Below are 25535 nucleotides of genomic sequence, written 5' to 3'. Positions count from 1 at the left end.
CGCAAATGAAACGATCTGCTTTCTTTATCTCCGACGGCACCGGCATCACGGCCGAAACGCTAGGCCAAAGCCTGTTGGCACAGTTCGAAAACATTACCTTCGCCAAATTCATACGTCCGTACATCGACAGCGTCGACAAGGCGCGGGCCATGGTACAGCAAATCAATAAAGCCGCCGAAACCGACGGTTTCCGCCCGATCATCTTCGATACCATCGTCAATCAGGACATCCGTGAGATTCTCGCAACGTCCAATGGTTTCATGATCGACATTTTTTCCACTTTCCTGGCGCCCCTGGAACAGGAACTGAGCGAGCATTCTTCCTACTCGGTCGGCAAGTCCCATTCCATCGGCCACAACTCCAACTACATGGAGCGGATCGAGGCGGTCAACTTCGCGCTGGACAACGATGACGGCGCCCGCACGCATTATTACGACAAGGCCGACCTGATCCTAGTGGGTGTGTCGCGTTGTGGTAAGACACCGACGTGCCTGTACATGGCGATGCAATTTGGCATCCGCGCGGCCAACTATCCGCTGACCGAAGACGACATGGAGCGCCTGCAACTGCCCAGCGCCCTGCGCGCCCACCAGCACAAGCTGTTCGGCCTGACCATCGACCCGGACCGCCTCACCGCGATCCGCAACGAGCGCAAGCCCAACAGTCGTTATTCAAGCTACGCCCAGTGCGAATTCGAAGTGCGCGAGGTGGAAAACCTGTTCCGGCGGGAGAACATTCCCCATATCAACTCCACGCATTTTTCCGTGGAAGAGATTTCCGCGAAGATTCTGGTGGAGAAAGGGGTGGAACGGCGGTTCAAGTAAACCTCAGGTACACCATAAAACCTGTGGGAGCGGGCTTGCTCGCGAAAGCGGTGTGTCAGGCAATATCAATGTTGACTGCTCCGCCGTCTTCGCGAGCAAGCCCGCTCCCACAGGGGTTGCGGTGTTTGGTGGATCAATGTTTCAACCGCTTGACCAACACCTTCCCCACCTCCAGCGCCGACGCCGGGTTCTGGCCGGTGATCAACTCACGATCCATGACCACATGGGACGTCCAGGGTGATGTGTTGCTGCTGTATTGGCCGCCCGCCTGCTCCAACGCATTCTGCGGATAGAACTTCATGCTCCCGCCACCTAGCAGCCCCTTGGCCAATTCTTCCTCCTGATTGCTGATCACCGTCATCTTGTACCCGGCATAGATCCAGCCGGCCTTGGCCGAGGCCTGGCCTTTGGCTGCCAACTGGCCAACGAAGCCCTGGGCATCGGTCATGGTCGACAGCAACGCGATCGGGCCATGGCAGACCAGCGCGGTGGTCTTGCCCTGGTCATGAAAATGCGTCAGCACCCGCCCCAACGGCGCGCTCGTGAGCAAATCCTGCATCGGTGCATGCCCGCCTGGGATGTACAGGGCATCGAACCGGTCCAGGCCGATCTGCTCGACACGGGCCAGGCTGATCACCGGTGAGTCCTTGGCCGACGTGATCTTCAACTGCCCCAACAACGCCTGGTAACGCTCCAGCTCCGCCGAGTCATTGTTGAAATACATCTTGTCCACCGAGGAACGGTCCAGCGTCGGCGCCTTGCCCTCGGGCGTTGCGAACGTCACCTGGTGACCCGCCTCCAGCAAGAGTTTCACCGGTTGCAGCAATTCGTTGAGGTAGAACCCGGTGGAGAAGACCTGGCCATTTTTCAGGTCCAGATGATCGGCGTCCGACAGGACCACCAGCACGTTATCGGCATGGGCCGCGACGCTGATGCCTGCCAGAACGACAGACGTTGCCAAGGTAGTGAGTTTTTTCATGATGACTCCAGGACGCTTCGATAAAAGATGCGCTCACTGTATTGATGCGCTTAGCGGCGATAAACTGGCTGCCCGGAACATCACCTGGCCTCTGGAGGCAACAATGCCCCGTCGATTCGATCATCTGGCCGACGTGGAAGCCTTCGTCACGGTCGTGGAAAAAGGCACTCTCAGCGCTGGCGCCGTGGCGCTGGGAACCACGCCTTCGGTCCTGAGCCGCGCCATCTCCCGCCTCGAAGCCCGGCTCGGCGTGCAACTGTTGCGTCGTACGACCCGGCGGCTGAACCTCACCGATGCCGGCACGTTGTACCTGGAACAGTCGCGCTCGGCCTTTGCCCTGATTGACGATGCGGAGCGGCGAATCCAAGGCCAGGACGGCGTCCTGAGCGGTCGCGTGCGCCTGAGCGTGCCGACCACCTACGGCCATTACCGCCTGCCGTCGCTGCTGTCGCGTTTCATCCAGGCTTTTCCACAGGTTCGGGTCGAGCTGAGCATTACCAACCGTAATGTCGATCTGGTGGCCGAGGGGTATGACCTGGCGATCCGCCTCGGGCCATTGCCGGACAGCGGGCTGGTCGGCCGCAAGCTCGAAGACGCCCGCCTTTGCCTGGTGGCCGCGCCGCACTACCTGGCACGCGCCGGAACGCCCCGGCACGTCGATGAACTGGCGGCCCACGCCTGCCTGCCCTTCGTGATGCCCAGCAGCGGACGCATCGCACCTTGGCTATTTCGCGAAAACCAGCAAGATCGGGAATGGCTGCCGGCGGGCAATGTCCAGATGTCCGACGATGTATTGGGCATCGTGTCCCTGGCCCAGGCCGGGATGGGGATCTGCCAGACCTATGAATTCATCGTCCGGGAGCGAATCGAGCGCGGGGAACTGGTGGTGTTGCTGGAAGACGTTGGCGGGCGCAGCCGACCGTTTTCAATCATCTACCCGCCCCATCGGCAATTGCCAGCGGCGGCACGGGCGTTGATTGATTTTCTGATGGGTGAATCTTGAACACACGCAACATGTGGGAGCGGGCTTGCTCGCGAAGGCGGCGTGTCAGGCAATAATTGGCTAACTGACAGACCGCCTTCGCGAGCAAGCCCGCTCCCACAAAAGAGCATTCCATATCGGCTTAGTTAAGCACTGCCGCCTGCTCTTCCATCTTCTTGCGCAAGCTCAGCGGGCGCATGTCGGTCCAGACTTCTTCGATGTAGGCCAGGCATTCCTTCTTGAACCCGCTCTTGCCAACGGTGCGCCAGCCCTCGGGCACGGCCTTGTAGTCTGGCCAGATCGAATACTGTTCTTCGTGGTTGACCACGACCTGAAAGACGATGTCCTCGCGGTCGAATACTGAAGTCATGGGTGTCTCTCCATCTATGCTCGAGGTTCGCTGCGTCACATGCGCAGCCAGGATATGAAAGGAACGTATAGGGTCGGGTGAAAATTAACGATCGGTGATCGCCGCCTGCAGGGCTCGCCCGAAAATCTCGGCGACCCGGTCGATTTCCGCCCGGGTGATGATCAACGGTGGCAGGAACCGCACCACGCTACCCTGCCGACCGCCCAGTTCCAGGATCAGCCCGCGCTTGAGGCATTCGCGTTGCAGGCGTGGCGCCAGCTGTGCGTGTACCGGCGGATGACCCAGGGCATCCCGCTTGCCCGCCGGATCAACCAGTTCAACGCCGAGCATCAGCCCGCGACCGCGGATATCGCCCAGTTGCGGGAAGTCCCGCTGGAGGATGTGCAGGTGCTCGCTCAAGCGTTCGCCCATGGCCGCGGCATGGGCCGGCAGGTCGTGCTCTTGCAGGTAGCGCATCACTGCGGAACCGGCGGCCATGGCCATCTGGTTGCCACGAAAGGTACCGGCGTGAGCGCCCGGCAGCCAGGTGTCGAGCCAATCGCGGTAAACCACCACCGCCAGCGGCAGGCTGCCGCCGATGGCCTTGGACAGCACGACCACGTCGGGGATGATCCCGGCATGTTCGAAGGCAAACATTTTGCCGGTACGGCCGAAGCCGCTCTGGATTTCGTCGACGATCAACGCCACCCCGGCCTGCTCGGTGATCCGCCGCAAGCCGCGCAGCCAGTCCAGGTCGGCGGGAATGACCCCGCCCTCACCCTGCACCACCTCGACGATGACCGCCGCCGGCAATTGCACGCCGGCCTCCGGGTCGTGCAGCAGGTTTTCCAGGTAATGCAGATTGGCCTTGACGCCCTCGGCACCGCCCAGCCCGAACGGGCAACGGTAATCGTAGGGGTACGGCATGAACTGCACGCCGTTGCTGAGCAAGGCGCCCAAGGGTTTCTTCGGTCCCAGGCTGCCCATCAGGCTCAATGCGCCCTGGCTCATGCCGTGGTAACCGCCCTGGAACGACAGCACGGTGCTGCGTCCGGTGGCGGTGCGCACCAGTTTGAGGGCAGCTTCCACCGCGTCGGTCCCGGTGGGGCCGCAGAATTGGATCTTCGCCTCGGCAGCCAGCGGCGCCGGCAACAGGCCGAACAGATCCTGGACGAAGCGGTCCTTGACCGGCGTGGTCAGGTCCAGGGTGTGCAACGGCAACTCATCGGCCAACACCTGCTGGATCGCTTCGATCACCACCGGGTGGTTATGCCCCAGCGCCAGCGTGCCGGCTCCGGCCAGGCAATCGATGAAGGTGCGGCCTTCGACGTCCTCGACGTACAACCCCTTGGCGCGCTTGAGGGCCAGGGGGATCCGCCGTGGATAGCTGCGGGCATTGGACTCCTGCCGACTCTGGCGAGCCAGCAGCGGCGACTCATTGAACTGGTAGAGCGTCTCGGCCGGCACGGGGCTGACCCGCGCCGGCTGTGCTTCGATAAGGCTGTTGGCGACTGACATCTCTCGACCCCGCAATAGGTAGTGACCCAAACGGCACACCGGGCAGGTGCGCATCCGGTCGGGGCGCACATGCAGGTTTCCTGTTGTGGAGACGCATCAGCCACGGGGGGATTTACTCTCGGACAGCACTTTCGCCGTCGGCGCGATTAGTGGCTTGTGCATCGCGACGGCCTTGAGCCCGCCAAGGGTAAAGGCCTCGGCGCTTTGCTCGAAGCCCAGGTGTCGATAGAAGGCCTGGCTGGAACGGGTGCTGTTGAGGCGCACCCGGGCCACCCCGCGCCCGCGCAGCCAGGTCTCGATGTCTCCCACCAGCGCCTGGCCGACACCCCGGCGGAAGGATTCTGGCTGCACGTAGCAGAAGGCGATCCGGCCACTGGCCGTGGCCATGGCGACACCCGCCGGGCGACCCTGCAAACGTGCCAGGGTCAGGCGCAACCGTGGGTCGATCAGCCAGGGGCGAATATGCGCGAGGGTGTTGTGGCGCACCCAGGCGGCCACGACAGAGGGATCGTTGCGGTGTTCGGCGGCACACCCGACCCGGATGGAGCGCTCGGCGATCCGGCTGATGATGCCGGCATCGCTGGGCGTGGCCGTGCAGATTTCAATGAAGGTATCCATGGCGCGGTTTTCCTCAGTCCTTGAGTCGAGCTGAAAAAAACATAGACCCGGATAACGCCAGTGCGCCAATGGCAGGTCGTTACAGCAGATGTACAACGACCATGCCGAGAGATTACCGATGCTCTTGGGACCTAGCCTGGCTCATTGTGGCGAGGGAGCTTGCTCCCGCTGGGCTGCGCAGCAGCCCTAAAGCCAGAGGACACAGTGAGCCTGGTAGTCCGCGGCGGCGGATTTGGGCCCGCTTCGCGGTCCAGCGGGAGCAAGCTCCCTCGCCACGCAATCACCTACTTAACAACGGTTGCCTGCACCGGCATCGTCAATTCGACCCGCAACCCATCCGGGCGGCTGTCGAAATGCAGGCCACAGCCGCAACGCTGGACGATGGCCTGGACGATCGCCAGCCCCAGTCCGCAGCCGGTGCTCTGGCCGTTGCGCCAGAAGCGCTGGGTCAAGTGCTGGATGTCGTCGGCGGCGATGCCGGGGCCATGGTCGCGGACTTGGAAGCGCACGCGCTGGCCGATCATTTCCAGGCTCAATTCCACATCGGTATCGTCCGGGGTATGGCGTAGGGCGTTATCCAGCAGATTGCGCAAGGCGGCAATGGAGAGCACCGCCGGCATCTGCACGGGTGCGTCGGACAGCCCTGGGGCCAGGTGCAGCTTGATGCGCCGGGACTCACAGCCGGCAGAGTCCTGGATCGCCAACCGCGCGACCTGCTCGGCGTTGCAGTGCACGCCATCGTCGAACGACAGGCTGCCTTCGACCCGCGCCAGCAACAGCAACTGTTCAAGGGTGCGGTGCAAGCGGTCGGCGCCCTCTTCGGCCCGGGCCAGGGACTGGTCGCGGGCAACCCCTTCGGTCATGCGCGCCACTTGCAGGTGCGTCTTGATGGCGGTCAACGGGCTGCGCAGTTCGTGAGCGGCGTCGCCGGTCAGTCGTCGCTCGCGCTCGATGGCCTTGCCGATGCGCTGGAACAATTGGTTCTGGGTTTCCAGCAACGGCTGCAACTCGCTGGGCAGCGGATGGATCTGCAAGGGCTCCAGGGAATCGGCATTGCGCCGCATCAGCGCATCGCGCATGCGATTGAGCGGTGCCAGGCCCTGGCCGATGCCCAGCCACAACAGGCACAGGCAACCGAGCAGCGCCACCCCCACCGGCACCGAGGCGGCCAGCAACACCGACATGTTCAAGGCTTCCCGTTCGATCTGGCGGTCGGCGGTGGTGATGCGCAAGTCGCCCCGGGCCAGGGTGAAGCTGCGCCAGGGCGCGCCGTCGATCATCTGGTCGTGGAAGCCCATTTTTTCGGCTTCCAGGGCCTGTTCCGGGGTGCCGTGGCTGCGGGCCAGGATCTCGCCGCGCAAAGAGCTGACCTGGCAGGCCATGCCGCCGGGAATGCTCAGTTGCTCGGCGCTGAAATGCGTGCCGTCACCCTTGGTCGGCAAGGGCGGCAGTTGCTCCAGCAACCCGGCCACCATCCGCGCCGAGGCCACCAGGCGCTGGTCGAGGGAGAACATCATCTGGTTGCGCAGATCACTGAGCATCCACGCCGCGGCCAGGGCCCAGATCAGGGCAAAGGCCGCGCCGAGGGTCAGGCTCAGGCGCAGTCGCAGGCTTATCACTTGGAGGACTCTGCGCCGTCGGCCGGCCCCAGGCGATAACCCAGGCCACGCACGGTCTCGACAATGCCGTTGCCCAACTTGCGCCGCAGGTGATGGATATGGACGTTGAGGGCGTTGCTTTCCAGCTCGTCGTTGAACCCGTAGACACTGTCCTTGAGTTGCTCGCTGGACAACACCCGGCCGCGACTGTGCAAGAGTGCCTGCAACAGCGACTGCTCACGCCGGGACAGATCCACCGGCTGGCCGTCGAGGGTGGTTTCCCGACTGCTGGGGTCGTAAGTCAGGCGACCGTGCTCGATCAGGTTGACGCTACGCCCCGCCACGCGCCGCAGCAACGTGTGCAGGCGCGCCGCAAGCTCGCGCAGGTCGAAGGGCTTGAGCAGATAGTCGTCGGCGCCGGCCTGCAAGCCGTCGACCCGGTCGGTCACCGAGTCGCGGGCGGTGAGGATCAGCACCGGCGTCTCCAGCCCCTGCTGGCGCAATTGCTTGAGCAGCTTGAGGCCATCTTCATCGGGCAATCCCAGGTCCAGCACCATGACATCGAACTCCGCCACGCCGACCATCGCCCGCGCCGCCGATGCGGTGGCCACGTGCTCGACCGTCAGGCCCTGCGCCGTGAGGCCGGCAACGATCCCGCTGGCAATCAACTCATCGTCTTCGCAGACCAGTACGCGCATGGAAAGCCCCGTTGAAAAAGGTACATTAGGCCGCCGGCCGATTAAGCCGACATTATGCGACGACTATGGCCAACATGGGCGATCATTGCTGCCTGCCGGTCGTCGCCGGGTTAATCGACGGTTAATCGCCAGTCGCCATTGTGCTTTCCACATGCTTCGTTCTAAGGCTCTGTCCATGCGTCGATTGTTTTTTTTGTGGCTGTTCCTGATCTCGGGCCTGGCCCAGGCCGCCAATCCCTTCGAAACCAAACCCGATTTCCTGCCGGTGGAAAAGGCGTTCGTGTTCACCTCCGAACGCCTGGACTCCGGTGAAACCCAGCTGTTCTGGCAGATCGCCGATGGGTACTACCTCTATCAGCAACGGCTCAAGTTCGATGGCCTGGCCGAGGCGCAAAAACCCAAGCTGCCGGAGGGTGAAGCCCACAGCGACGAGTTTTTCGGCGACCAGCAAGTCTATCGCCAAGCGCTGGAACTGAAGATACCCGCCGGCGCCACGGGCAAGATCAAGGTGGGCTTCCAGGGCTGTGCCGACGCTGGCCTGTGCTACCCACCCCAGACCCAAGTCGTCGACTTGGGCGGCAGCGCACCGGCGGCGACCACCGACGAGGCGCCGGACCAGGCCCTGGCCAGCGGCCTGCAGCAACGGGCCTTGGGCTGGAGCCTGCTGGTGTTCTTCGGCCTGGGCCTGCTGCTAGCGTTCACGCCCTGTTCGCTGCCGATGCTGCCGATCCTGGCCGGGCTGGTGGTGGGCAGCGGCGCCGGACCGAGACGTGGCCTGGCGCTGGCCGGCAGCTACGTGATCAGCATGGCCCTGGTGTACGCCGCCATGGGCGTGCTCGCCGCACTGCTGGGGGCCAACCTTCAAGCGTTGCTACAACAACCGTGGCTGCTGGGCAGCTTCGCGGCCATCTTCGTGTTGCTGGCGCTGCCGATGTTCGGTTTCTTCGAATTGCAATTGCCGGCCGCCCTGCGCGATCGCCTGGAAAACGCCGGGCGCCAGCGGCGCGGTGGCAGCCTGGTAGGCGCCGGCGTGCTCGGCGCCCTGTCGGGCCTGCTGGTGGGACCATGCATGACCGCCCCGCTGGCCGGTGCGCTGCTGTATATCGCCCAGAGCGGCAATGCGCTGCACGGTGGGCTGATCCTGTTCACCATGGGCATTGGCATGGGCCTGCCGTTGTTGCTGCTGGTGACCGTGGGCAACCGCTTCCTGCCCAAGCCCGGCGCCTGGATGAACCTGCTCAAGGGTGTGTTCGGCTTCCTGTTCCTCGGCACCGCGCTGCTGATGATTCGCCCGATCATCGACGGCTCGCTGTGGGTCGGCCTGTGGGGCGTGCTGTTGTTGATCGCCGCCTACAGTGCCTGGCGCCAGACCGAAGGCTTCGGTCGCATCGCCTATGTCTGCGGCAGCGCCTCGTTGCTGTTCGGCCTGTGGGGCAGCCTGCTGGTGATTGGCGCAGCGGGCGGTGGCGATGATTTCTTCCAGCCCCTGAAGGTGTACGCCGCCAGCGAGGGCAGTGCGAACGTCAGTGCCCACGACGCATTCGTCACCGTCAGCGAGCCCGCCGCCCTGCAACGGGAACTGGACGCCGCCAAGGTCCAGGGCCAATGGGTGCTGCTGGACTACTACGCCGACTGGTGCGTGTCCTGCAAGATCATGGAAAAGCAGGTATTCGGCCGCGCCGAGGTGCTCGACGCCCTGAACGGTGTACGCCTCTTGCGCCTCGACGTCACCGCCGACAGCCCAGCCAGCCGCGAGTTGCTGAGCCGTTACCAAGTGCCTGGGCCGCCGAGCCTGCTGTGGATTGGTGCCGACGGTGAAGAGCGCCGCAGCCAGCGGATCACCGGGGAAGTCGACGCCAAGGCCTTCCTGGAGCGCTGGAACCTCACCCGAGACGCACGCTGATGCTGACGTTCACCCTGGGCACCTTTGCCATCGCCCTCAATCATTTGTTGTTGATCAGCGCCCTGGCCCTGGCGACCTTCGTCGGCTGGCGGGTGGCCAAGCGCGGGGGCGAGAACCCCGAGTCGGTGCTATTCGTGCTGTTCGTGCTGGGCCTTTTGGCCGCACGGGTCGGTTTTGTTGTCGCCTATTGGCAACATTACCGGGACGACCCGTGGCAGATCGTCGACCTGCGTGACGGCGGCTTCCTGGCCTGGCCGGGCATTGTCGCGCTGCTGGTCGGCGCCTTGCTGTGGGCCCGGCGCCGCCCGGCCTTGCGCCGACCGCTGGGCTTCGGTGTCGGCAGTGGCTTGCTGTTCTGGCTGGTGGCGACCATGTCGTTGACGATTTATGAACAAGGCACCCGGCTGCCCGAGATAAACCTGCGCACCGCCGACGGCGAGACCGTGAAGCTCACCGACTACCAGGGCGGCCCTCTGGTGATCAACCTGTGGGCCACCTGGTGCCCGCCTTGCCGACGAGAAATGCCGGTGCTGGAAGAAGCCCAGCAACAGCGCCCGGACCTGACCTTCCTGTTCGTCAACCAGGCCGAAAGCATGCAAAGCGTCAGTACCTACCTAGCCACCCAAGGCCTGAGCCTGACCAATGTTCTGTTCGATGGCAGCGGCCGCCTCGGCCAGGCCGTGGGTTCCATGGCCCTGCCAACTACCCTGTTCTACAGCGCCGACGGCCGCCTGCTGGGCAGCCACCTGGGCGAACTGTCGGAAGCGAGCCTGGCCCGCGCCCTGGAACACTTCGAAACGCCCGACTCGCCTACGACGCCCCACTCCGCCACAAGGAAACCGCCATGCCCCGCCTCCGCCACCTGCTGACCCTGGCCGTTGCCGCCGCACTGTTGCAGTCACCGCTGCTCCAGGCCGAAGAGTTGCCTGCGGCCATCAAGAAGATCGAAGCCAAGGGCGCGAAAATCGTCGGCACCTTCGAGGCCCCGGACGGGTTGCGCGGTTACGCGGCGCAATACCAGAACCGCGGGATGGCGCTGTACCTGACCCCGGACGGGCAGCACGTCCTGCTGGGCAACCTGTACGACGCCGACGGCAAGGACTTGAGCGCCGAACCGCTGCAAAAACTGGTCTACGCCCCGATGGCCAAGGAAATCTGGGCGAAGATGGAAGCCAGCAACTGGATCGCCGACGGCAACAAGGACGCACCGCGCACGGTGTACCTGTTCAGCGACCCGAACTGCCCGTACTGCAACATGTTCTGGGAACAGGCCCGGCCTTGGGTCAAGGCTGGCAAGGTGCAGTTGCGCCACATCATGGTGGGCATCATCCGCGAAGACAGCCCGGGTAAATCCGCTGCCTTGCTGGCCGCCAAGGACCCGGAAAAAACCCTGGCCGAGCATGAAAAGGCCGGCAAGGGCAGCCCGCTCAAACCGCTCAAGGACATTCCACCCGCCATCCAGGCCAAACTGGACGCCAACCAGCAATTGATGGACGAACTGGAACTGTCCGCCACCCCGGCGATTTTCTACCTGGATGAAAAAGGCGACCTGCAACAGCAGCAAGGCGCGCCGTCGCCGGACAAGCTGGTGAAGATTCTCGGGCCGAAGTGACCGGCCTCCACTGCAGATCCCCTGTGGGAGCGGGCTTGCTCGCGAATGCGAAGGATCAGTTAGTACAGCTGTGACTGACCCACCGCATTCGCGAGCAAGCCCGCTCCCACAGTTTTCCCGCGTGTTCACAAAATCAATGTCTATTCCCCATTCCTTGTTCGCGATGACGGTGGATCAGCGACGCAAGAGTCCCAGCAACATCCGATTCACGAATTCCGGATTCTCCAGGTTGGAAATATGTCCAGCCTGGGGAATCAGCACATGGGAACACCCGATCAGCTCGGCCATTTCCAACGCCTCGGACGGTGGACGCGGCTTGTCCTGGTCGCCGCACATCACCAGCGTGCGCTTGGCATCCAGTTCATGCAGGCGCGGCAGGATGTCGTCCCGGCCAAAAATTATCCGTCCCAGCGGCACGACGCTGTCGCGCAGGCGCTCGCTCGGCAACGCGGCCAAGGTGGCGCGGAACTGCTGGTAGAGGGCTGACTGCGGATCGATACCCGGCCGGAAGAAGATCGGCACGATGATGTCCAGCAACGGCTCGGGGATACTGCCGCTGGCTTCGATCTTGTCGAACAGCGAGAAGTAGTAAAGCCGGGTCGACTCCGGCTCGACGCCGACGTAGGTGTCCATCAATACCAGCGACTGCACACGCTCGGGCGCCGCCAGTGCCAGCCGCGCGCCCCACATCCCGCCCACTGAAAGCCCGACCAGGTTGAAGCAGTCGATATTCAGGTGATCCATCAATGCCAGCGTCTGGCGGGCCAGGTCGTCCAGGGACGACATGCCTTCTGGCAAGCGTCCGGACTGGCCGTGGCCCCATAATTCCGGAACGATCACCCGGTAGTGCTTCGACAAAACGTCAATCTGCGGCGCCCACATGCTGTGATCCCACAGGTAGCTACTGCCCAGCAGAACCACCGGGCCTTGGCCCTGGTCCAGGTAATGGAGCGGTTGTCCGTCGATCATTGCAAACGGCATCGGTGACCTCCTTGTTTGAATCTGGAAAAAAGCCCTGGGGAGACTGAGCCGCCAGGCGCGAGGCGTCAACCTTGGGCTTGGCAATGTCCGGGCAATGCCATCGCGGGCAAGCCTTGCTCCCACAGGGTTGAAGCTCGAACACAGATAATCTGTTCGCAGCCGATTCCTGTGGGAGCAAGGCTTGCCCGCGATGAGGCCACTACAGACACCATAAAACTACATGCCTTCCAACTCCGCCATCAGGTCATTCAACCGATCCACCTTCTCCTCAGTGATCTCGCTTGCCGCCAGCCCATCGATGTACTCGGCCAGTTCCTGCACCGTGCTGCACTCGAACATTGCCCGCAGTGGCACATTGCGTTGCAAGGCCTTTTGCACCCGTGAGGCGATTTGCGTCGCCAGCAAGGAATGGCCGCCCAGTTCGAAGAAGTTGTCCTTCACCCCTACCCGCTCGACTTTCAGCACCTGGGCCCAGATGTCGGCCAGGGTCTGTTCCAGCTCATTGCCGGGCGCCTGATAATCCTGACTTTGCAACTGGCCGATCTCCAGGGCCGGCAAGGCCTTGCGGTCCAGTTTGCCGTTGGCGTTGAGGGGCAAGCGATCGAGCCACAGCCAGTGCAGCGGCACCATGTATTCCGGCAGTTCGGCCCGCAGGCGCTGCTTGATGCGGTCCAGGCGTTCGGCGGGTTTCAGCGCCGAGTCAGTGGCGACGAGGTAGCCCACCAAGTGCTTGCCATTGGCGCCCTCCTGCACGCCCACCGCGCCATCGCGCACTTCCGGCTGTTCATGCAACCGAGCCTCGATTTCCCCTAGCTCGATGCGGTAGCCGCGGATCTTCACCTGATGGTCGATGCGCCCGACGTACTCCAAGACCCCGTCGCCGCGCCGCCGCGCCAGGTCGCCGGTGCGGTACAGCCGTTCCCCCGGCGCCCCGAACGGGTTCGGCACAAACACCGGGGCAGTGCGCAACGGATCGCTGACATAACCACGCCCGACCCCGGTGCCCGCCACGCACAACTCACCCACCGCGCCCAGCGGCACCAGGTCCAGCGCGCCGTCGAGCAGATACAAACGGTTGTTGTCGGTGGGCGTGCCAATCGGCAAGTAAGTGCCGCGGGTCGACGCCTGATCGACGCGGAAGAACGCTACGTCGTCGGAGCATTCCGCCGGGCCGTAGGCGTTGACCAGGCCGATGTCCGGATAGCGCAACAACCACTGGTGAGCCAGTTCCGGCGGCATCGCTTCGCCGGTGGGCAGCATCCAGCGCAGGCCGTCCAGACGGATGCGTTCCTGGGCGAGCATGCCCTGGATCAGCGACGGCACGCTTTCCAGCACGGTAATGCCCTGCTGCTGCACATGCCCCAGCAGCCCTTGCGGATCGTGGGCGATGGCGTTGGGCACGATGTCGACCCGGGCGCCGAACAACGGCGCGGCGAGGAACTGCCAGACCGAAATATCGAAGCTCTGGGAAGCGGTCTGGGCGATCACATCCGCCTCGCTCAGCGCCAGGTACGGCACTTTGCTCAGTTGGTTGTTGAGCATGCCCCGTTGTTCCACCATCACGCCTTTGGGCAGGCCGGTGGAGCCGGAGGTGTAGATCACGTAGGCGAGATTGTCCGGCCCGCTGTAGACACCAGGGTTTTGCGGCGAAAAGTCGCCGGCCTGGACGCTTTCCCATACCAGCAGCTTCGGCCGCCCGGAGCAGGCGAACTCATCCAACAAGGCCAGTGCCTGGGCCTGGCAAGCCTGGGTGCAAACCAGTAGTGGCGTACGACTCAACTCGATGATGCGGCTCAAGCGCTGGCTTGGCAGGCCGGGATCCAGCGGCAAGTAACCGGCACCGGCCTTGAAGCTGCCGATGATCATGCCCAGCAACTCGGCATCTCGTTCGGCCAGCAGCGCCACCGGCTGATCCAGGCCGACACCGGCCGCAATCAGGGCGTGACCGAGGCGGTTGCTGCGGGCATTCAACTCGGCGTAGCTGTAGGTCGCGTCCAGGCAACTGACCGCAAGGCGTTGCGGATGGGCCGCGACCCGCGCCTCGAACAACTCGACGTAGCTCTGCTCCAGCGGATACGCATGCTCGCTCCGGTTGCAGCCCTCGATCAGGAAATCCTGTTCTTCGGCACCGATCAGCGGCAGCTCGCTCATATCGCCGTGCAAGCCCTCCATCAGCGCCAGCAGCAGCCGCTTGAACTCGCCCAGCAGGCCTTGGACGGTGCTTTCATCGAAGTAGCGCTGGTCGTACGAAAGGTGCAGCCCCAGGTCGTCTCCCGGGTAGCAGACCGCCGTCATCGGGAAGTTGGTGTGGGTACGACCCGAGTCCGAAGTGGCGTTGAGGCTTTGGGCGCGATCCAGCACCGAGACTTCCACCGGCGCGTTCTCGAACACGAACAAGCTGTCGAACAATGGCTGGCCCTTGGGCAGTTCGCTGACTTCCTGGATGCTCACCAACGGCAGGTATTCGTACTCGCGCAGTTGCATGTTGCGGTCCAGCAAATCGCTGAGCCACTGGCGCACGCTGCAGCGCTGATGAACCTCGGGCATCTGCACGCGCAAGGCGATGCTGTTGATGAACAGCCCCACGGTGCGTTGCATCTGCGGCAACTCCACCGGGCGCCCGGCCACGGTGACACCGAACAACACGTCGCGGTCGCCGCTGACTCGACGCAGTACCAGGGCCCACGCCGCCTGGGCGAAGGTGTTGACCGTCAGTTGATGGGCCTGGGCCAGCTCCCGCAGCCGCGCACCGTCCCGAACGTCGAGGCGGGTGTAGCAGTCGCCGACGATCATGCCGCCGCTGTCACCGGCGTGCTCGCGCAGGAACGGCCGGTCGCCAGGGATCGGCGTGGTCCGCTCGAAACCTTGCAGGTTGTCCTTCCACCACTGCCGGGCTTCGTCCAGGCTCTGGTGCTGCAGCCAGCCGATGTAGTCGCGATAGCGCGGCGGCACGGCCAACCGCGGTTCGCGCTGTTCGCCCAGGGCGGTGTAGACCTCGAAGAAATCGTCCATCAGCAGCGAACGGCACCAGGCATCGATGAGGATGTGGTGATTGCTCATCATGAACCAGTAGCGTGCCGCGCCGACCCGGATCAGCCGCAAGTGGAACGGGGCCTGGTTCAACAGATCGAAACCGGCCTCGCGCTCATCCTTGAGCAAGGCCTGGAGCTTGGCTTCCTGGGCGTCTTCGGCCACCTCGGACCAGTCGAGATAGTCCACTGGCGTGCGGCCGGGCTTGTGGATGATTTGCAGCATGTCTTCGCCAACGTTCCAGCAGAACGAGGCTCGCAAGGCTTCGTGGCGAGCGATGACCGCCTGCCAGGCCTGGGCGAAGCGCTGCGGGTCCAGTTCGCTGTCGATGCGGTAGCGATCCTGCATGTAGTACAGGCCAGTGCCCGGCTCCAGCAAGGTATGCAGCAGCATGCCTTCCTGCATCGGCGTCAGCGGATAGACGTCTTCGATCTGCGCGGCCGGCACAGGCAAGCTATCGAGCTGGCCCTGGGTCAGCTTCGCCAGGGGGAAGTCCGAAGGCGTCAGGCCGCCCGCCTCGTCCGTCAGGCAGTGTTCGATCAGGCGTTGCAACTCATCGAGGTAGGCCTCGGCCAGCGTAGCAATGGTCTCGCGCTCATGACGTTCGGCACTGAAGGTCCAACGCAACACCAACTCGCCGCCGCTGACCTGGCTGTCGACGCTCAGCTCATTGGGCAGCGGCGCGGCGGGATCATGGATCGCCCCCAGCGGCGCATCCAGCGGCTGGAACAGCGCCTCCTGGCCCAAGGTCTGGTCGAGCTGGCCCAGGTAGTTGAAAGTGATCGCCGCGTGCGACAGTCCGGCCATCGCCTCGCGAGTCGCCGCATCCGCCAGGTAGCGCAGCACACCATAACCGAGGCCCTTGTGGGGCACCGCGCGCAGTTGCTCCTTGATAGCCTTGATCGAGCCGCTGACGCTTTCGCTCGCGGGAGTCAGGCGCACGGGGTAGACGCTGGTGAACCAACCCACGGTGCGGGTCAGGTCGAGGTCGTCGAACAGCGCTTCGCGGCCGTGGCCTTCGAGCTGGACCAAAGCCGAATCATGGCCGCTCCATCGGCACAACACTCGAGCCAGCGCCGTGAGCAGCAGGTCATTGACCTGAGTGCGGTAGGCGCTCGGCGCCTGTTGCAGCAGCTGCCGAGTGCGCTCGGCGTCCAGGCGCACGCTGACGGTTTGCGCGTGACGCTCCTGGCGTCCCCCCTCGGGGTTCGTGCACGGCAGCGCGACGTGCGCACCGCTCAACTGCGCTTGCCACCAACCGAGTTCTTCGCGCAGAGATTCGCTGCCGGCGTAGGCCTGCAAACGCGCGGCCCAGTCGCGCAACGGGCTGGTCTTGGCCGGCAATTGCACCTCTTGCCCGGCGACGAGCTGGCGGTAGACGGTTTGCAGGTCGTCCATCAGCACCCGCCACGACACACCGTCCACCACCAGGTGATGGATGACGATCAGCAACCGTTGCCGGCCATCCGGCGTTTGCGCCAACACGGCATGCAGCAACGGCCCGGTGGCTAGATTGAAACGGCTCTGCACCTGGGCAAACAACGCTTCGCACGCTTGCGCGGTGTCCACGGATACCTGCTGCAACAGCACGGCGTCAGACAGCGGCTGGTGCTCGGCGCGCCAGTGCCCGGCGGTTTCGCCAAAGACCAGGCGCAAGGCATCGTGGTGCTGGAAGATCGCGTGCAGGGCCTGTTCCAGTGGTTGCGGGTCCAGGGCCGTGGTCGGCTCCAGCAGCAACGCCTGGTTCCAGTGATGCCGGTTGGGCATCGGGCGGTCGAAGAACCAATGCTGGATCGGCGTCAACCCGGACTCACCCTGCACCAGGCCCTGTTCGGCGTGCACCTGCTGGCTGCGCGTGGCGACGGCGGCCAGGGTCTGTACGGTCTGGTGCTGGAACAAGTCCCGGGGCGTGAAATGAATGCCCTGTTGCCGGGCGCGGCTGACCACCTGGATCGACAGGATCGAATCGCCGCCCAGTTCGAAGAAATTATCGTTGAGGCCCACCTGCGTCACGTTCAGCACGTCGCACCAGATCGCCGCCAGGGTCTGCTCCAGGGCATTGCTCGGCGCCACGTAGTGTTGGCGATTGAGCTCAGGATCGGGCAGCGGCAAGGCGCGGCGGTCGAGCTTGCCGTTGGCGGTCAGCGGCATGCTCGCCAGCAGAATCAGGTGCGTGGGCACCATGTAGTCCGGCAGTTGGGCCTTGAGGTGGTTTTTCAAAGCGTCGCGCAGGGTCGCTTGTTGCTCGCCGTCCTGGCTGGCGATGTCGCTCACCAGGTAGCCGGCCAGTTGCTTGCCGCCGGGCAGGTCGAGAGCCAGGACCACGGCCTCGCGCACCGCCTCATGTTCCAGCAGGCGGGTTTCGATTTCCCCCAGCTCGATGCGGAAACCACGGATTTTCACCTGATGGTCGATCCGTCCCAAATACTCCACCAGACCGTCGGCACGCTGGCGCACCAGGTCGCCGGTGCGATACAAGCGTCCGCCTTCGGGGGCGAACGGGTCGGCGACGAAACGCTCGGCGGTCATGCCCGGACGCTGGTGATAACCCTGGGCCAGGCCAGCACCGCCGACGTACAACTCACCTGTGGCGCCTGGTGGCACCAACGCCAGGTCGGCGTCGAGGATGTAGGCCACCCGGGCGCCAACCACGCTGCCAATCGGCACACTGGCCGCACCTTCCTCCAATTGCTCGGGGGCCAGGCTCGTCAGCGGCATGACCACGGTTTCGGTCGGACCGTAGGCGTTGAAGAACAGGCTCGGGCTGAACGCCGCGCGAATGCGCTGCAAATGCTCGCCGGTCAGGGCTTCGCCGCCGGTGATGCACATGCGCACCGGCAAGGTCTGCCCTTGGGTCGCCAACCACTGCGCCAACTGACTGCCATAGCTGGGGGTGAAGCCGAGAATGTTGATGCGATGCTGGCGAATCAGCCCGCAGATTTCCTCGGCGTCCCACTGGCCTTGGGCACGCAGCACTACTTGGGCACCACTGAGCAACGGCACCAACAGGCGTTCGGTGGCGGCGTCGAAGTTGATGGAATAGAAATGCAGCTCGCAATCGTCCGGGCGCATGCCAAAGCGCTGGATCACCGCCTGGCAATGCATGGCGATTTCACCGTGGGACACCACCACGCCCTTGGGCTTGCCGGTGGAGCCGGAGGTGTAGATCAGGTACGCCTGGTGTTGCGGCAGGTTGATCAACGGCAGCGGGTGGTCCGGGTGGTGAGCCAAGGCCACCGAGTCGTCTTCCAGGCACCAGCAGCCCACGCCCTCGGGCAAAGCACCCAGGGCCTGGAGCATCGCCCGATCGCTGAGCAACAGGCTGATGCCGCTGTCTTCGATCATGTAGTGCAGGCGATCCAGTGGGTATTCTGGATCCAGCGGCACGTAGGCACCGCCGGCCTTTAGGATCGCCAGCAGGCCGATGACCATTTCCAGCGAACGCTCCAGGGCCAGGCCGACCCGTACCTGCGGTCCGACGCCTCGCTCGCGCAAGTGCCAGGCCAGGCGATTGGCGCGGCTGTCCAGTTGCGCATACGTCAGGGTCTGCCCGGCGAAGGTCAGGGCCGGCGCATCGGGACGCGCCCGGGCCTGCTCGTCGAACAGTCCGTGGATGCATTGGTCGAGGCGATGCTCACCGGGCTCGACGCCCAGGCTGTCGAGCAATTGTTGCTGCTCGCCAGCCTCCAGCAACGGCAGCTCGCTCAACCGGCGGGCCGGATCGTCCAGCAACGCTTCCAGCAGGTTACGCCAGTGCCCGGCCATGCGCGCGATGCGCGGCTCGTCGAACAGGTCGGTGCTGTAGGTCAGGCAGCAACCCAGGCGCTGGTCCAGATCCGTGACCTCCAGGTTGAGGTCGAACTTGGTGGCCCGGGCGTCGTTGACCAGGTAGTCGACGCTCATGCCGGCCAGCGTGCGGCTCTGCTGGAACTCCCAGCGCTGCACGTTGCACATCACTTGGAACAGCGGGTTGTAGGCCGCACTGCGCGGTGGTTGCAGGGCTTCCACCAGATGATCGAACGGCAAGTCCTGATGGGACTGGCCTTCGATGACGGTGTGGCGGACCTGTTCGAACAATTCGCCCACCGACATTTGCCCGTCGAGTTGGCAACGCAGCACTTGGGTGTTGAGGAACGCACCGATCAGCCCTTCGCTTTCCGGACGGATACGGTTGGCCACCGGCGCGCCGATGCGCAGGTCGGTCTGGCCGCTGTAGCGGTAAAGCAGCACCGCCAGGGCGGCGGTCATGGTCATGAACAGGGTCAGGCCCTGTTGCGCATTGAAGGCGCGGACCCGCGCCGCCAGTTCATCGCTCAGATCGAAACGGAACAATTCGCCGCGATGGCTCTGCACCGACGGACGCGGTCGGTCGCCGGGCAGTTCCAGCAGCGGGTGTTCACGGCCCAGTTGCGCGGTCCAGTAATCCAGCTGCCGCTGACGCTCGCCGGACTCCAGCCACTGGCGCTGCCAGACGCTGTAGTCCAGGTATTGCACCGGCAACGGTTCCAGCGGGGACTCACGATCGTCGATAAAGGCTTCGTACAGCGCGCTCAGTTCACGGGCGAAAATGTCCATCGCCCAGCCTTCGGTGACGATGTGGTGCAGCGTCAGGACAAAGTAATGTTCATGCTCGGCGGTCTTGACCAGGCAGGCCCGTAGCAGCGGCCCGGTTTCCAGGTCGAAGGGCTGGTGGGCCTCGCTGTCCGCCAGTTGCTGCACCCGCTGCTGGCGCGTGTCGGCGGCCAGTGTCGAGAAGTCCTTCCAGTCCATGCGCAGGCCCGTCTCGTTGTGCACCTGTTGGCGGGCCACGCCATCGACGCTCGGGAACGTGGTGCGCAGGGTTTCATGACGCAGGATCAATGCCTGCAACGCCGCCTCGAAGCGCCCGACATCCAACACCCCGCGCAAGCGCGCCATGCCGCCGACATTGTAGGCCGGGCTGTCCGGCTCCATTTGCCAGAGGAACCACATGCGCTGCTGGGAATACGACAGCGGCACCGGTTGACTGCGGTCGACCTGCTCGATGGGTGGCTGGCGGTTGGTCTGGCCGCTGGCTTGGATCAAGCGCACCTGTTCGGCGAAGGCTCCCAATTCACTGGCCTCGAACAGCGCCCGCAACGGCAGTTCCACGTCACAGGCCTGGCGAGTGCGGGAAATGATCTGGGTCGCCAGCAGCGAATGGCCGCCGAGGGCAAAGAAATCGTCCCGCAGGCCGATACGCGCCAGTCCCAGCACATCGCACCAGATGCCGGCGATTTGCTGTTCGAGGGCGCTGACCGGCTCGACGTGCTCGCGCACCTGCCATTGCGGCTCGGGCAAGGCGCGACGGTCGAGCTTGCCGCTCGGGCTCAGGGGCATGGCGTCCAGGCGCAGCAGTTGGGCGGGCACCATGTAGTCCGGCAGCTCGGCGGCCAGGGCGGCCTTGAGTCGACTATTCAACTCGTCCTGACCTTGAGCGACATCCGGGGCGGTGTAATAGCCGATCAGTTGCGGACCGGCCGAGGTGTCGCGCACCAGCACCGCCACTTGGGCGATGCCGTCCTGGGCCAGCAGGCGCGCTTCGATTTCCTGCGGTTCGACTCGGAAGCCGCGCAGCTTGACCTGCTGGTCGAGGCGGCCGAGGTATTCGATCACACCGTCGGCGCTCCAACGCGCGCGGTCGCCAGTCCGGTACAACCGCGCCCCGGCCGGGCCCAAGGGGTCGGCGACGAAACGCTCGGCGCTCAGGCCCGGACGTCCGAGGTAACCCCGGGCCAGGCCCAGGCCGCCGATGCACAGCTCGCCCGGGACACCGGCCGGCACCGGATTGAGGTCGCTGTCGAGCACCCGGCACAAGACGTTGCCCAAGGGACGGCCGATGGGCGAGCGCTCGCCATCGGCTTCGGTGCACTGCCAATGGGTGACGTTGATCGCGGTTTCGGTCGGGCCGTAGCGGTTGTGCAACTGTACCGACGGCAGTTGCGCCAACACCCGGTTGCGCAACTCGGTCGGCAAGGCTTCGCCGCCGGAAAACAGCCGGCGCAGGCTGGTGCAGCGGGCACTCAGGGGTTCATCGATGAACAGGCTGAGCAGCGGCGGCACGAAGTGCAGCGTGGTGACGCCAAACTGCTGCACCAACTGGGCGATGCGGTGCGGGTCACGGTGTTCGCCGGGGCTAGCCAGCACCAGTTGGCTGCCAGTGATCAGCGGCCAGAAGCATTCCCAGACCGACACGTCGAAACTGATGGGGGCCTTTTGCATCAGCACATCGCTGGCGTCCAGCCCGTAGATCGCCTGCATCCATTGCAGGCGCTCGGCCAGGGCCGCGTGGGTGTTGCCGACGCCTTTGGGCTGACCGGTGGAACCGGAGGTGTAGATCACGTAGGCCAGGTGATCGCCGTGCAGGTGCAGACCCGGCGGGTTGCTCGGCCATTGCTCCAGATGCAGGGCGTCCATGGCGATGACACTGACGCCGTCGCAGGCTGGCAAACGCTCCAGCAAAGCGGTTTGGGTCAGCAGCAGATCGACGCCGCTGTCGTCGAGCATGTAGGCCAGACGGTCGACCGGGTAATCCGCATCCAGCGGCACGTAGGCGCCGCCGGCCTTGATGATGGCCAGCACACCAATGAGCAACTGCGGCGAGCGCTCGGCGGCAATCGCCACGCAGACATCCGGGCCAACGCCCTTGTCCCGCAGGTAATGGGCCAGGCGATTGGCCTGGGCGTGCAGCTCGGCATAATCGAGTTGACCACCGTCCCAGCGCAACGCGATCCGTTGCGGCGTGCAGCGGGCCTGCTCGTTCAACAGTTCCGGCAGCCATTGACTGGCCGGCGCGCACGGGGCCGCGCTCCACTGTTGCTGTTGGCGGTGCTCATCGGCGGTCAACAGCGGCACGTCGCTAATGGCTTGCTGCGGATCGGCACAGACCGCCCGCAACAGGTTGCAGTAGTGCTCCGCCAGGCGGGCGATGGTCGTCGCCTCGAACAATTCGTCGGCGTAGTCGAACGACAGGGTCAAGCGACCGTTGCGATCTTCTTCGCTGTGCAGTTGCAGGTCGAACTTGGCTTCGCGGCTGTGCCACGGCAACGCTTCGGCGAGCAGCCCCGGCAGGCGTCGCAAGGCGCTCAGGTCACGTTGCTGGTGATTGAACATCACTTGGAACAGGCCGTGCTCGCGCGCCTCGGGAAACGCTTCGAGCAACTGTTCGAACGGCAGGTCCTGGTGAGCCTGGGCACCCAGCGTGGCTTCGCGGGCCTGGGCCAGCAGCGCGGCGAACGGTTGGCGGGAATCGACCTGCCCACGCAGGACCTGGGTGTTGATGAAGAAGCCGATCAGCCCCTGGGTTTCCAGGCGCGGACGGTTGGCGTTGGGTACACCGATGCGCAAGTCGGATTGCCCGGTGTAACGCTGCAACAGCGCCTGGAAAGCGGCCAGCAACAGCATGAACGGCGTCGCGTCATGGGTCTGGGCCACTTGGCGCAGGGCTTCGCCGAGGTCCTTGTCCAGGCGCAAACTGTGCCGCGCGGCGCTGCGTTGGCGTTGAGCGCTGCGTGGATGATCCGTGCCCAACATCAGGGCCGAATGTTCAGCGCCCAGTTGCTGCTTCCAATAGCTCAGTTGACGCTCGGCCTCGCCCTCGGCCAGCCACTGGCGTTGCCAACTGCCGTAGTCGGCGTACTGCAAGGGCAATGGCGCAAGTTCGGCGACCTGCCCTTGGGAAGCGGCGGCGTACAGTCGGGAGAATTCTTCGATCAACACATTCATCGACCAGCCGTCGGCGATGATGTGGTGCAGTGTCACCAACAGTTGGTGGTCATCCTCGTCGAGACGCAACAGGGTGACCCGCAGCAGCGGTCCCGTCTCCAGATCGAACCGCGTGGCCGCCTCGTCTTCTCGAACCTGTCGCGCCCGGTCTGCGCGCGAGTCGGCAGGCAGGTCGCCAAGGTCGATGACATGCAGCTCGAACTCGCCGACCGGATCGACTTGTTGCAGGGCCACGCCATCGCGTTCCAGGAACCGAGTGCGCAGGGACTCATGACGCTCGATCAGTCGCTGGAAGCTGGCGCGCAAAGCGTCTTCGTCCAACTCGCCGCGCAGGTGCAAGCCACCGGGAATGTTGTAGGCGCGGCTCGTCGGGTCAAGCTGCCAGGTCATCCATAAACGGTTCTGCGCCAGGGACTGCGGCAGTGGCACGTGGCGCGGCAACGCGCTGATCGCGCCCTGGGCCTGGCCGCCGTCCTGCTGCTGGTTCGCCACCGCTGCCGCGAACGCGGCCAGGGTCGGGGCGTCGAACAGCAGGCGCAGGTTGAGCGCCAGCCCGAGGGTTTCACTCAATCGCGCAATCACCTGGGTGGCGGCGATGGAGTTGCCACCCAGCAGGAAAAAATGATCATCAGCCTGGACGTGCTCGACCTGTAATTGCTCCCGCCAGACCTGGCCGATGAGGGTTTGCAATTGGCAGGACTGCGCGGACTCATCCGCCACGGTGACTTCGGTTGACGGGGTTACTTCGGCTGAGGGGAACTGGGCATAACTGTCCAAGCTGCCGTCGGCCAATCGGGTGCGGCAGGCCGAGCGCTGCAACTTGCCGCTGGAGGTCTTGGGCAACGCGCCGGGATTGAGCAGCACCACCACGCTTGGGGCTTGCTGGCAGGCCTCGGCCACCGCCTGGCGAATGAGCTTGATCAGGGCTTCCGGCGGCAGGATTTTCTGCACGCTGCGGCTGATTTCCGCGGCGATGCCGATGCCTTCCTCCCCCCCGTCGTTGACCGCGAACGCCGCCACCCGGCCCTTGCGCACCACCTCCACTTCACGCTCGATGGTTTGCTCGATGTCCTGGGGATAAAGGTTGTGCCCGCGCACGATCAGCAAGTCTTTCAGACGCCCGGTGATGAACAGTTCGCCGCCGCGCAGGAACCCCAGGTCACCGGTGCGCAGCCAGGTCCGGCCGTCGTGCTGGACAAAGGTCTTGGCGCTGGCTTCAGGGTTGCGCCAATAACCCAGCGCGATGCTCGGCCCGGCGGCCCAGACCTCACCGACCTGATTGTCGGCCAGTGGCTGCAACGTCGCCGGCTCGACAATCAGCACCGCGTGCCCGGGCTGACTGACACCGCAACTCATCACCGCGCTGCCCTGCCCCGGCTCGACCCGGTTTTGCGCCAGCGCCGCATCAACCACCCGCAGCGAAGGAATGCCATGGTGGCGTGGCGTGCCGGCGACGAACAGGGTCGCTTCGGCCAGGCCGTAGGAGGCCATGAAATTGTCCGGCGTGAAGCCGCACGGGGCGAACTTCTCGGCAAATCGCTCCAGGGTGTCGAGGCGGATCGGCTCGGAGCCGGAATAGGCCACGCGCCAGCCGCTCAGGTCGAGACGCTGCAGGGCTGAATCACTGACCCGCTCGCTGCATAACCGGTAGGCGAAATCCGGACCACCGCTGATGGTGCCGCCGTACTCGCTGATCGCTTCGAGCCAACGCAGGGGGCGGGCCAGGAAATAAGCCGGGGACATCAATACACAGGGAACGCCACTGAACACTGGCTGCAACAGGCCGCCAATCAGGCCCATGTCGTGGTACAGCGGCAGCCAGCTGACGATCACATCGTCGGGGTTCAGGTCGATGCCGAAGCCATGGCGAATCAGCAATTCGTTGGCCACCAGGTTGCCGTGGCTGACCTGCACGCCCTTGGGCAATGCAGTGGAACCGGAGGTGTATTGCAGGAAGGCAATGTCATCGTCCTGCAGCGTCGGCATCCGCCATTGTCCGGCGCGGGCCGGGTCGAGGGTATCGACGCACACTACCGGTGGCGCCGATTCGATGGCTTGCAGCGGCTCGCGCAGGTCGCTGCTGGTGAGCAGCAGGCGCGGTTCGGCGTCCTTGAGAATCGACAGCAGTCGCTCCTGATGGTGGCGACGGGCGGACTCCGGCGGATAGGCCGGCACGGCAATCACCCCGGCGTAGAGACAGCCAAAGAACGCCGCGACGTAATCCGGGCCACTGGGGAACAGCAACACGGCGCGATCGCCCAGCGCCGCTTCGGCCTGCAAGGCGCCGGCGATGGTCCGGGCGCGCAGGTCCAGGTCGCGATAACTCAACACCACACCCTGCCCAGGGGTGTCGGCGAGGAAGCGCAGGGCCACCCGGTCCGGCGTCAGCGCGGCACGGCGCTGGAGGGCATGAGCCAGGGTGCTGGGGAGTTCGAACGCGTCGGTCATGGGGGTTTCCTGCCTGAATTCGGCTTGCAAGTTGTCCCCCATGGAACGGATAGCGGCGGCAAATAATTAGTCGGTAGCTGACTCACCAAGGCCTGCCGCGAAGCATCCGGCAGCCAGGCGCCGCGGCAATGGGTCGCGGTGCCGAGGCTGGACTTTATTGCATCAATAATTCTTCTTCTCAATTGACAATCATTATCATTAAGCCTAATTTGGCGCTCGATGTGTAGGACGGGTCCGGCATCCGGACGTCCC

Annotated in this window: 13 protein-coding genes; 5 read left to right on the top strand and 8 right to left on the bottom strand. The window is 64.5% G+C overall.

Translation table 11 applies throughout. The features are described 5' to 3' along the window. The first annotated feature begins 5 nt into the window (after positions 1–5). Entirely contained in the window at positions 6–824 is an 819-nt protein-coding gene (locus HU767_RS00330) for a pyruvate, water dikinase regulatory protein (protein ID WP_003199510.1), read from the top strand. 133 nt (positions 825–957) lie between these two features. Here HU767_RS00330 and HU767_RS00325 read toward each other — a convergent pair whose 3' ends face one another. Then, the gene (locus HU767_RS00325; protein WP_186728152.1) at positions 958–1803 is read right to left on the bottom strand and encodes a type 1 glutamine amidotransferase domain-containing protein; all 846 of its coding nucleotides are present in this window, start codon (positions 1801–1803) and stop codon (positions 958–960) included. A gap of 103 nt (positions 1804–1906) precedes the next feature. On the opposite strand from HU767_RS00325, the gene HU767_RS00320 reads away from it, so the two are divergent. Continuing rightward, entirely contained in the window at positions 1907–2806 is a 900-nt protein-coding gene (locus tag HU767_RS00320) for a LysR family transcriptional regulator (RefSeq protein WP_186728150.1), read from the top strand. 121 nt (positions 2807–2927) lie between these two features. On the opposite strand, the gene HU767_RS00315 is transcribed toward HU767_RS00320, so the two are convergent. The 5 genes from HU767_RS00315 to HU767_RS00295 all read right to left on the bottom strand — a co-directional run bounded on the left by HU767_RS00315 (position 2928) and on the right by HU767_RS00295 (position 7566). Then, positions 2928–3155 (bottom strand): MbtH family protein, encoded by a 228-nt coding sequence (locus tag HU767_RS00315; RefSeq protein ID WP_018605637.1) that lies wholly within the window; start codon positions 3153–3155, stop codon positions 2928–2930. An 84-nt stretch (positions 3156–3239) separates the two neighbouring features. Beyond that, complete coding sequence (locus HU767_RS00310) at positions 3240–4652, bottom strand: aspartate aminotransferase family protein (protein WP_186705311.1); 1413 nt, start codon at positions 4650–4652, stop codon at positions 3240–3242. A gap of 96 nt (positions 4653–4748) precedes the next feature. Continuing rightward, complete coding sequence (locus HU767_RS00305) at positions 4749–5270, bottom strand: GNAT family N-acetyltransferase (RefSeq protein WP_186728148.1); 522 nt, start codon at positions 5268–5270, stop codon at positions 4749–4751. 284 nt (positions 5271–5554) lie between these two features. Then, positions 5555–6889 (bottom strand): ATP-binding protein, encoded by a 1335-nt coding sequence (locus HU767_RS00300; RefSeq protein WP_186705313.1) that lies wholly within the window; start codon positions 6887–6889, stop codon positions 5555–5557. Then, positions 6886–7566 carry a response regulator gene (locus HU767_RS00295; RefSeq protein WP_186705314.1) on the bottom strand — a complete coding sequence of 227 codons (681 nt, stop codon included), beginning with the start codon at positions 7564–7566 and terminating at the stop codon, positions 6886–6888. Before HU767_RS00295 ends, HU767_RS00300 begins: the two co-directional genes overlap by 4 nt. A gap of 175 nt (positions 7567–7741) precedes the next feature. Between HU767_RS00295 and dsbD the strand changes: the two genes are divergently transcribed. Genes dsbD through dsbG form a run of 3 tightly spaced genes read left to right on the top strand, consistent with a single transcriptional unit; the run spans position 7742 to position 11081 of the window. Then, a complete protein-coding gene (gene dsbD, locus HU767_RS00290; RefSeq protein ID WP_186705315.1) occupies positions 7742–9469 on the top strand; it encodes a protein-disulfide reductase DsbD in 1728 nt (575 codons plus the stop codon). Then, positions 9469–10338: a TlpA disulfide reductase family protein gene (locus HU767_RS00285; protein ID WP_186705316.1), complete on the top strand. Its 870-nt coding sequence runs from the start codon at positions 9469–9471 to the stop codon at positions 10336–10338. The genes dsbD and HU767_RS00285 overlap by 1 nt, the downstream gene beginning before the upstream one ends. Beyond that, positions 10314–11081 carry a thiol:disulfide interchange protein DsbG gene (dsbG, locus tag HU767_RS00280; RefSeq protein WP_186705317.1) on the top strand — a complete coding sequence of 256 codons (768 nt, stop codon included), beginning with the start codon at positions 10314–10316 and terminating at the stop codon, positions 11079–11081. The genes HU767_RS00285 and dsbG overlap by 25 nt, the downstream gene beginning before the upstream one ends. A 174-nt stretch (positions 11082–11255) precedes the next feature. Here dsbG and HU767_RS00275 read toward each other — a convergent pair whose 3' ends face one another. Both HU767_RS00275 and HU767_RS00270 read right to left on the bottom strand, forming a co-directional pair. Beyond that, positions 11256–12062 carry an alpha/beta fold hydrolase gene (locus tag HU767_RS00275; RefSeq protein ID WP_186728147.1) on the bottom strand — a complete coding sequence of 269 codons (807 nt, stop codon included), beginning with the start codon at positions 12060–12062 and terminating at the stop codon, positions 11256–11258. A gap of 216 nt (positions 12063–12278) precedes the next feature. Continuing rightward, a complete protein-coding gene (locus tag HU767_RS00270) occupies positions 12279–25283 on the bottom strand; it encodes a non-ribosomal peptide synthetase (protein WP_186728146.1) in 13005 nt (4334 codons plus the stop codon). Positions 25284–25535: the final 252 nt, after the last annotated feature.

The organism is Pseudomonas sp. SWRI179, assembly GCF_014268705.1.
GTDB lineage: Bacteria > Pseudomonadota > Gammaproteobacteria > Pseudomonadales > Pseudomonadaceae > Aquipseudomonas > Aquipseudomonas zanjanensis.
This window is presented reverse-complemented; position numbering and strand designations above follow the sequence as displayed.